Below are 8,194 nucleotides of genomic sequence, written 5' to 3' on the forward strand. Positions count from 1 at the left end.
GGTTGAAGGTTGAAGGTTGAAGGTTAGTGGGTTGAAGGTTACAGGTTGAGAGTTTAAACTTTAACTAGAAACTTTTAAACAACATGGGGATATAATGACGCTAAACTTATTAGTTATAAAGCTTTCAGGGAAATTATCAGGTTGGAGCTTTGATGGTTAAAGCTAAGCTAATAACAGAATTTTCCTGGAGGGTGCCAGATGAAATTCAGCGTTGTCATCACGACTTATAATCGTCTAGATCTACTCAAGCGTGCAATTGAAAGCGCGCTTGCTCAGACGTTTCCCTGTGAAATTGTTATCGTTGACAACGGTTCGTCTGATGGGACTGAAGGTTATGTCCAAGAGCGCAGTGAAGCGTTGGCACGTGCTGGTGAGCATAGCTTGGTTTATCACCGAAATTCCGATAATATGGGCCACTCGAAAGCGGTAAATCAAGGGGTAGAGTTGGCAACTGGTGATTGGATCAAGCTGTTGGATGATGATGACTACTTAGCCAAGAACTGCATTGAAGAAATGGCTAATGCGATCGCATTACATCCGAAAGCAGTGATTTGCTCTTGCCAATCGGCTCAAGTAAATACCTTAGGAGTAGAACTAAGTATAACACGGCGAGTAGGTTCACCGCCAAGGTTATATATTGCCCAAGAAGACATTCATTATGGAATGCTTCTGGAAATGGTACCGTTTGGCACCCCAGCGCAAGTCGCTTTCTCCCGTGATGGGTTTCTCAGTTCCGGTGGTTGGGATTCTAGCTTAGATACCAACTTTGATGATATTGATTCCTGGATTAGAATCGCCCAGTTTGGGGATGCTATATTTATCAATAAGTGCCTAGCTTACCGGACGGTTTGGTCTGGTGCTTATAATCAAAAATTTTCGTTCCAGAAACGTCTGAAGACTCATATTTCGATTAAGCAAAAAATCTATGAACTAGTCAGTGAAAAATATCAAGGTAAACTCCCATTACTGTGGGAGCTGGGCGCTTATCTGAGATTACATTGGGGCTTAGTAGCTCTTAAACGAGGTAAGTTGATCAGTGCCGCTAAGTTATTGTTTCCTGAGTGTTTTTCACCGATTGCTTTCTCACCGATTGCTTGGAAGTTGCTGTTACTGAGAAAGACTCTAGGATACTCTCCAGAATTATACCACCAGTTACCGCTTTAATTGGCAACTTGAATCATGAGTTAATGGAAAATTGGCTAGTAACCATTAACCATTAACCATTTTACTTAACACAAAGTGATTAATTAGTCAACTAAAACTTAAAAATCGAAAATTGGCTAGTAACCAATTAGCTAGTAAGCAATTAGCTAATAACCAATTAACAATTACCAATTAACCCTTAACCATTAACAATTAACAATTTCAGTGAAACCAAAGTGATTAACCGGATTTGATCTGACTACAGATTATCAATTTGTTTGCGGAGGTCTTCCAACTCTTTGTCAACGGGTGAATCTGAGGAAGTCGATTTTTTCTCCTCTGGGGCTGGTAAAGCTCCTTGAGATACAGAACCACCAGCCAACTGAGCTTTCATCGTGGCCAACTCATCTTCAACATCATTGCCTTCCAAGAGTTTAAATTGACTTTCCAAGTCACTACCACCCAGCTCATGGGCAGCTTGAGAACGAGCCTCCATATCCAAGACTTTCTGTTCCATACGCTCAAACGCTGCTACGGAGCCACTAGTATTGAGAGACCCCATGGTTTGTTGTAACTTTTCATTGGCCTTAGCCGCCTGAGCTCGTGCTTTGAGCATATTCTTTTTGGTCTTGGCTTCGGAAATTTTGCCTTCGAGAGCAACCAGATTACGCTTAAGATTATTGACCTGCTCAGTTTGCTGATCCCACTGAGTTTTCAGGGTACCAGCAGTATCAGAATTGCTCTTCTTACGCACCAGAGCCTCACGAGCCAGGTTTTCATCCCCTTTGGTCAGAGCCAGCTGAGCTCTTTTCTGCCAGTTGTTAGCTTCTGTTTGGTTTTTGTTGTATTGCTGCTCTGTGCGTTTTTGTTCAGCAATTGACCTGGCAACTGCTTGACGCAATTGAACCAGATCCTCTTGCATATCAACAATAGCTTGATCAAGAATCTTTTCTGGATCCTCAGCCTTGCTGACTATATCGTTCAGATTAGCTCTAACCACTCTGCTAAGGCGATCAAATAATCCCATAACGCTGTTTATCCTCTAGGAATGTACAAAGTAGGTATAAAACTGGCTTGCTGGTGCGTAAGCCTAGTTAAGTTGTCTTGAGTTAAGTTGTCTTGAGGGACAAGCAATTGTTGCTGTCCCATCTCAAGTCTGATTGGGTAACTGAAAAATTTGCGGGCTTGACCCATACCCTAGCCATTAAGACAGGGAGCCTTTCATCCAGTTTAAAAACTTCTTGGGAAAAAGTGCTAGACAACAAGCTAAGGGTTGAACTTTCTGGCGGCTGAACCATGGGGGATTGATCGGGATTGCTGTTCGAGGGGTTAAAAACTGGTTTCCACAGGCGCTTATGATATAATAGTGCCATCTTCAGCAGAAAACGTCCTTGTCTTATTCTACCTATTCCCTTTCCGAGTATTGAGAAAGAAGGTCGAGAAGGTGCGGTTTGCGTATATAGTAACCCCTTGGGTCAAGGCTCTAAGGTGTTTTGATACAACTTTCTCAAGGTGCAATTGAGGTGACCATGGGGAAACTACTTACTTTTTCCGGCTATTTATCCAATTTTTCCGGATTTTTCGGTTATTATGTCTGAGTTGAGGGTAATTGAGGAGTTTCGGTTCCTTTAATCAGATTAGCCTTCATGGCGGCTAACTCAGCTTCCACATCATAGTTACCTTCGAGAGCAGCAAATTTTTTATCCAGTTGATTGCCGCCTAATTCAGCCATTGCCTCAGACCGGGCTTCAAGCTGCATTACCTTTTCTTCCATCTGTTCAAAAGCGCTCAAGGCACTACTGTTACCCACATTACCCAGCATCTCATTAATTTTCATGGATGCCTTAGCTGATTGAGCCCGAGCAATATACAAGTTCTTTTTAGTTTTGGCCCCTGAGATTTTCTGCTCTAGGGTACGGAGATCTTCCTTAAGCTTGGAAACAAGCTCAGCTTGCTGGGAAAGCTGAGCTTTCATGGTTGTGACAGTCTGTTGATGAGATTTCCGCCGTGTCAGGGCATCCCGTGCCAACTGGTCGTCTCCTGCTGACAAGGCTAACTGAGCGCGACGGTACCATTGCTCAGCAGCGGCTTGAGCCTGGGAGGCTTGTCGTTCCGTGCGTTTTTGGGTAGCGATCGCTTGAGCTACAGCCTGCCGCATTTGAATCAAATCCTGCTGCATATCATCGACAGCCTGTTCCAGGATTTTCTCAGGATCTTCAGCTTGGCTAATCAGACTATTAAGGCTAGCGCGAATTATTCTAAACATACGATCTAATAATCCCATGGCAGCTTTCCATACATGATCAGGGCTTAGGGAATGAAAACTGATGTCATTAAGATTGAACTTGACACTTGACAGTTTCAACTTAACTAAGGATGATAAATCGAAGCAGAAATTCCCTGTTGCTGGAGTTTTCCGACCAAACCTTGTGCTTCATGTTCAAATTTGAAAGCTCCCATCTGAATCCGGGTACCTTGAGATAATTTGCGCACATAGGCATCAGGAACAATTGTCCTAGCTTGCTGTAGGGAACGTTTACCATCGTAGTTGATCAGCACATAGTAGAAAGGATCGCGAGCAGGTAAAGACTCCTCTACCACTGTTCTTAGAGATGCGGCTTGATTCTGGAGTGTTTCAGAGATAGCTGGCTTAAGTAATCCTGACTGTACCCGTCTTTCTGGGGGTACTAAAGAGCCTGAGGTGGTTGGTAATGATGACAAGGGAACCTTTTGCAGTGGTTGAACAGAAGGCAAAAGTACTGAAGATAAGGAAGACCCTTTAGGAGGCATCGGTCTAGTTACCACCTTAGGAGCTGATTCAACCACCTTAGGTAAAGGAACATCTTTTGTATAAAAAGGTTTTTGCTGCGGTCCTGGAGTAGCTTCCACTTGAGAAAGGGTATGTAAGTTCAAGTCTACAAATTCCTCAGAAGCCAAATTAGGTCCACCCTGTAGGGGAGAATGGGGAATCGACTCAGTCTGTTGTGGTTTATGTGGTTTAATTTGCTGAGGGGTTTTGGAGATCTTGGGGATGATGAAGCTGATCAGCCGTGACAGATCCAGATTACTTAACACCGATGGATTGGAGAAGATATAGGGTAGGGTAGCGCTTAACAACAGCAAAAGTACCATGAAACCGACATTTAACGGAGTCAGCAGTTGGTAAGACACCTGCTTTTGGTTGTCAAATTCTTCTTCATCTTCTGCCAGACTCTGTAGTAGTTTTTCTGATGATTCGAGATAATCTTCTGGCTGGGTTTGGTTAGCCCCTAACTTGATCAAACTACCTGAGTCTTCAGGCAATTTTTCAGGAGGGTTAAGTTGCTCCGTAGCCTCTTTCTGAATTCCTAGGCTAGCACTGTCACCATTATTATACTGGGATACAACTGGTGGCTGAGTAGGTTTCGGGGACTGTGATGAGAGGGAATCTAGGGATTCAGTCTCCTCAACCAATGGCTGTTGTGGTTGTTTCTGAGAAGTTGTCGCCTTGGTGGTTAGGTTTGGCAGTGCAATGGTTGATGGCTGGTTTAGTCGAGAGATGGTCTGGTTTGTCGGTGATGGTGAGGGTTTCTGTTTTACCTCACCGACAGAAATTAACTCTAGGGGTTTACGGACCCGGTTACGACCAAGACCACGGTTAGTCATTACTGGGCGTCCTACTCTTCGACGTCGGTAGCGCGCTAATTCTTCCTCTAGTTGTACATCAAGGCTACTCAGAGCAGCTTGTAAAACTGAGTTGAGTTTGTAGTTACCGGTCGAGCTAGGGGAAGAATTAACTGAGGAGTTTTGGCTCATGGCGGACTCTATCGGTCGTTTGTGCTACAGAACAAGCAACAGGACTTAACGCTAGCCATTCTATCTTTAGGGTCACCCTACTAACTATAAGCTAGTTTTTGGCCAGTGTGACACAAGCTTCTAGCGTGGCAAAGGCTTCGACGCTGGGACGTAAGTCCTGAAGCAATCAAAACTATTGTCAAATTAACTAATTATAGCAATTCTCATAGCTATGAGGTACACAATTTCGGAATTTTAGGGAACAGCGGATCTGGGAACAGGGAACAGGTAAGAAACAATAAATAATAGGGATGCGCTGCATCAATACAGGAAATCAAATTCAAAGAAGACTGTACCTCATTACTGCGATAAACGCTATCTAGTAAGGCGATATGCTTAAATCACTCAATCAGATCTTAGATAGGATTACAAATCAGCCCGAGTGGCAAGGTATACAACGCTTGTCATCCCTAATTAAGTGTTGGTCTGAAATAGTAGGAGTGAACATAGCTAATCATACCAGACCCTATGCTATCTCTAGGGATATCTTATATGTGGCTACGTCTAGCTCTGTTTGGGCACAAGAACTAAAATTTCAGCGCCGGATGTTGTTGAAACGGCTTAATGCTGGTTGGTCTGAGCCCCTAGTTGACATCCACTTTTCTCCGGCTCAGTGGCATAAAACACAAGTTTTGGGCAATGGCTATTCAAAATCTGAGTTGACCCCAAACCACAGACACCCTAGCACCATCTTGCCAATGTCTTCATCACTGGTTTGTGAGCAGTTAGACCACACAGAAAACACAGAAAGTAGTCAAGCCACTGACAAAAGTACTGACACAACGAGTGACCAAACTCACATACCCCAAGCAGCGTTTAAACGTTGGGCAAAGATGATGCAGATGCGATCGCAAAATTTACCACTTTGTCCTCAGTGTCAGTGTCCGACTCCACCAGGAGAACTCCACCGTTGGGATGTCTGTGGTCTTTGTGCTACTAAGCAATGGCAAATTTAGAGCAAGGTTTTAGAAGGGAGTCGGGAGTCGGGAGTCGGGAGGTCGGGAGGTCGGGAGGTCGGGAGGTCGGGAGGTCGGGAGGTCGGGAGGTCGGGAGGTCGGGAGGTCGGGGGCATTCCTGTTCCCTATTGGCTCTTGGCTCTTGGCTCTTGCCTATTCCCAATTCCCTGTTCCGGGATCCGCTGTTCCCTTGATTTTTAGAACACTGAACTGATACTTTTTCATAAGTTAATCGGGCTAAATTCAGTATCTAAATACACTTTTGGTGTGTTTTTTTGGTTGATCCCTATGGGTTTTTGGTATAAAGCAAGCCAATTCTTTCAGAAGCCATCTCTTTTTGTTACTTTTTGTAAAATAAAATGTATCTATTTGTAACAAACTTCTTAAGAAAATATTAAAGCTTCAGTGGCTAACGATATGGCTATAACCTAGGCTGGTCAACAGCTTGCTATCTATAAGAAGCTGAGGTAAGAGGTAGCAGAATGAAATGTGAAGAGGAGATAAAATTTTCCTGAACAAAGACTTATCATGAAAACATTGAATTTACCTATATCTAGTTGCAGATTTTGCCAGTATTATCAGTCAGAAGGACGACGAGGGGGTATGTGTCAACAACTGGGGGTGCCTGTCAGAGCTAGCTGGAAAGCTTGTGCTTTTGCTGTGCCTACATTTTCTTCTTCTTCTTCTTCTTGGGAGACACTAGAACAGATGTGGCAAGATGAACAACTGATGCTCACAGAGGAGCTATCGGTAACGTGCTCTGAAACATCCTCTGGGACAGACACGACCGTTCAAGGTGAGACCATCACCTCTAAAAGTTCGTCAACAGATATCATGCTGGTGTAAATTGTTGAAGTAAATTGTTCGTATTATCAGCAATATCAGCAGTAACTTACTAGTGACTTTACCCTTAATACAATCAATAATTCAAATAAAAAAATTTCACAAAAACCAGTTTAAACCAAATCTTCTAGTTCTAGTAGTTACCTGCTTACAGGTGTCAGCTGAAAAAGCCAAATAATTTCATAAAAATCGGCACCTGATATCTGATCTTAAAATAGCTTTACTCGCACTTTGATTCAAAATAAGGTGCGTTTTTTCTTGATAATCAGATCTGGCACCAAGTTTAAAATTAACGATGTAGAGGTAGGGAACAGGGAACGGGGAACAGGGAACAGTGATATAAGCATATGCGCTACGCGCACCCTACTTGAGGTGCTATCAGCCATCAGCCGTCAGCCGTGAGCTAAAAGCCCACGCTACTTGAGGTGCCGTCAGCTATCATGCTTAAAATAAACCTCGTTCGTGTAGCGTGCGCCGTTCGCGTAGCGTGCGCCAAGGCACAATATTAAGAATTAAATTCGCCACGGGTCGCACCTAATAGTTCGAGATTAATCAGAATTGAAAGTCTGGGGATTTGCCCATAAGCTGACTGCTGATAGCTGACGGCACCTCAAGTAGCGTGCGCGTAGCGCATATGCTTACACTGCTATAATCTAAGGTAACCAAGGGTATTGACGAAAATCTGGTGGACGCTTTTCTAAGAAAGCTTGTTTACCTTCAGCTCCTTCTTCTGTCATGTAATAGAGTAACGTAGCATTACCAGCTAGCTCTTGTAGACCAGCTTGACCGTCGCAATCCGCGTTAAAGGCAGCTTTCAAGCAACGAATGGCAATAGGACTTTTTGCCAAAATTTCCTTTGCCCACTGTAGCCCTTCTGCTTCCAACTTCTCCACTGGAACGACACAGTTAACTAAACCCATTTCTAGGGCTTGAGATGCGGTGTATTGACGACAGAGAAACCAAATTTCTCGGGCCTTTTTTTGACCAACAATTCGGGCAAGATAGCTAGCGCCAAACCCACCATCAAAACTACCGACTTTCGGGCCAGTTTGACCAAAGATAGCATTATCAGCAGCAATAGTTAGGTCACAAATCACATGTAGGACATGACCACCACCAATAGCATATCCAGCAACTAGGGCAATCACTACTTTGGGCATGGAACGAATCAGGCGTTGTAAATCTAATACGTTTAAGCGAGGAACGCCATCTTCTCCAATATATCCAGCCTGACCTCGTACACTTTGGTCACCACCAGCACAAAAGGCGTATTTGCCATCGGTGTGGGGACCAGCACCAGTTAATAAAACAACACCAATACTGTGATCTTCGCGGGCATCACAGAAAGCATCATAAAGTTCAAAGACGGTTTTGGGACGAAAGGCGTTGCGTTTGTGGGGACGATTGATGGTAATTTT

The 8,194-nt window shown here is 43.8% G+C and carries 8 protein-coding genes; 4 read left to right on the forward strand and 4 right to left on the reverse strand.

Annotated elements, in window-relative coordinates; translation table 11 throughout:
• The first annotated feature begins 198 nt into the window (after positions 1 to 198).
• Positions 199 to 1,164, forward strand: a complete 966-nt coding sequence (locus tag F6K38_RS23645) for a glycosyltransferase family 2 protein (RefSeq protein ID WP_008189076.1) — start codon at positions 199 to 201, stop codon at positions 1,162 to 1,164.
• Positions 1,165 to 1,402: 238 nt separating this feature from the next.
• On the opposite strand, the gene F6K38_RS23650 is transcribed toward F6K38_RS23645, so the two are convergent.
• The 3 genes from F6K38_RS23650 to F6K38_RS23660 all read right to left on the reverse strand — a co-directional run bounded on the left by F6K38_RS23650 (position 1,403) and on the right by F6K38_RS23660 (position 4,938).
• Positions 1,403 to 2,170 carry a PspA/IM30 family protein gene (locus F6K38_RS23650; protein ID WP_287250750.1) on the reverse strand — a complete coding sequence of 256 codons (768 nt, stop codon included), beginning with the start codon at positions 2,168 to 2,170 and terminating at the stop codon, positions 1,403 to 1,405.
• 561 nt (positions 2,171 to 2,731) lie between these two features.
• Complete coding sequence (locus tag F6K38_RS23655; protein WP_287357591.1) at positions 2,732 to 3,427, reverse strand: PspA/IM30 family protein; 696 nt, start codon at positions 3,425 to 3,427, stop codon at positions 2,732 to 2,734.
• Positions 3,428 to 3,513: 86 nt separating this feature from the next.
• The gene (locus F6K38_RS23660; RefSeq protein ID WP_287357592.1) at positions 3,514 to 4,938 is read right to left on the reverse strand and encodes an atrophin-1 family protein; all 1,425 of its coding nucleotides are present in this window, start codon (positions 4,936 to 4,938) and stop codon (positions 3,514 to 3,516) included.
• A 371-nt stretch (positions 4,939 to 5,309) separates the two neighbouring features.
• Between F6K38_RS23660 and F6K38_RS23665 the strand changes: the two genes are divergently transcribed.
• From F6K38_RS23665 to F6K38_RS23675, 3 genes are all read left to right on the forward strand, one after another.
• On the forward strand, positions 5,310 to 5,933 hold the full coding sequence (locus F6K38_RS23665) for a DciA family protein (protein ID WP_287357595.1): 624 nt from the start codon (positions 5,310 to 5,312) through the stop codon (positions 5,931 to 5,933).
• Between the two features lie 528 nt (positions 5,934 to 6,461).
• A complete protein-coding gene (locus F6K38_RS23670; protein WP_044495055.1) occupies positions 6,462 to 6,779 on the forward strand; it encodes a hypothetical protein in 318 nt (105 codons plus the stop codon).
• 255 nt (positions 6,780 to 7,034) lie between these two features.
• A complete protein-coding gene (locus F6K38_RS23675) occupies positions 7,035 to 7,178 on the forward strand; it encodes a hypothetical protein (protein ID WP_287357597.1) in 144 nt (47 codons plus the stop codon).
• Between the two features lie 251 nt (positions 7,179 to 7,429).
• Here F6K38_RS23675 and menB read toward each other — a convergent pair.
• Positions 7,430 to 8,194: 1,4-dihydroxy-2-naphthoyl-CoA synthase (gene menB / locus F6K38_RS23680; RefSeq protein ID WP_287357599.1), on the reverse strand; the 765-nt coding region annotated here is incomplete at its 5' end.

Origin of the sequence: Moorena sp. SIO3B2, from assembly GCF_010692525.1 — a bacterium.
Classification (GTDB): Bacteria; Cyanobacteriota; Cyanobacteriia; order Cyanobacteriales; family Coleofasciculaceae; genus Moorena; species Moorena producens.

Excerpts from the sequence above, each read along its gene's own strand:
- F6K38_RS23670 (WP_044495055.1), top strand. The coding sequence starts at position 6,462 with ATGAAAACATTGAATTTACCTATATCTAGTTGCAGATTTTGCCAGTAT.
- F6K38_RS23645 (WP_008189076.1), top strand. The coding sequence starts at position 199 with ATGAAATTCAGCGTTGTCATCACGACTTATAATCGTCTAGATCTACTC.
- F6K38_RS23655 (WP_287357591.1), bottom strand. The coding sequence starts at position 3,427 with ATGGGATTATTAGATCGTATGTTTAGAATAATTCGCGCTAGCCTTAAT.
- F6K38_RS23650 (WP_287250750.1), bottom strand. The coding sequence starts at position 2,170 with ATGGGATTATTTGATCGCCTTAGCAGAGTGGTTAGAGCTAATCTGAAC.
- F6K38_RS23665 (WP_287357595.1), top strand. The coding sequence starts at position 5,310 with ATGCTTAAATCACTCAATCAGATCTTAGATAGGATTACAAATCAGCCC.
- F6K38_RS23660 (WP_287357592.1), bottom strand. The coding sequence starts at position 4,938 with ATGAGCCAAAACTCCTCAGTTAATTCTTCCCCTAGCTCGACCGGTAAC.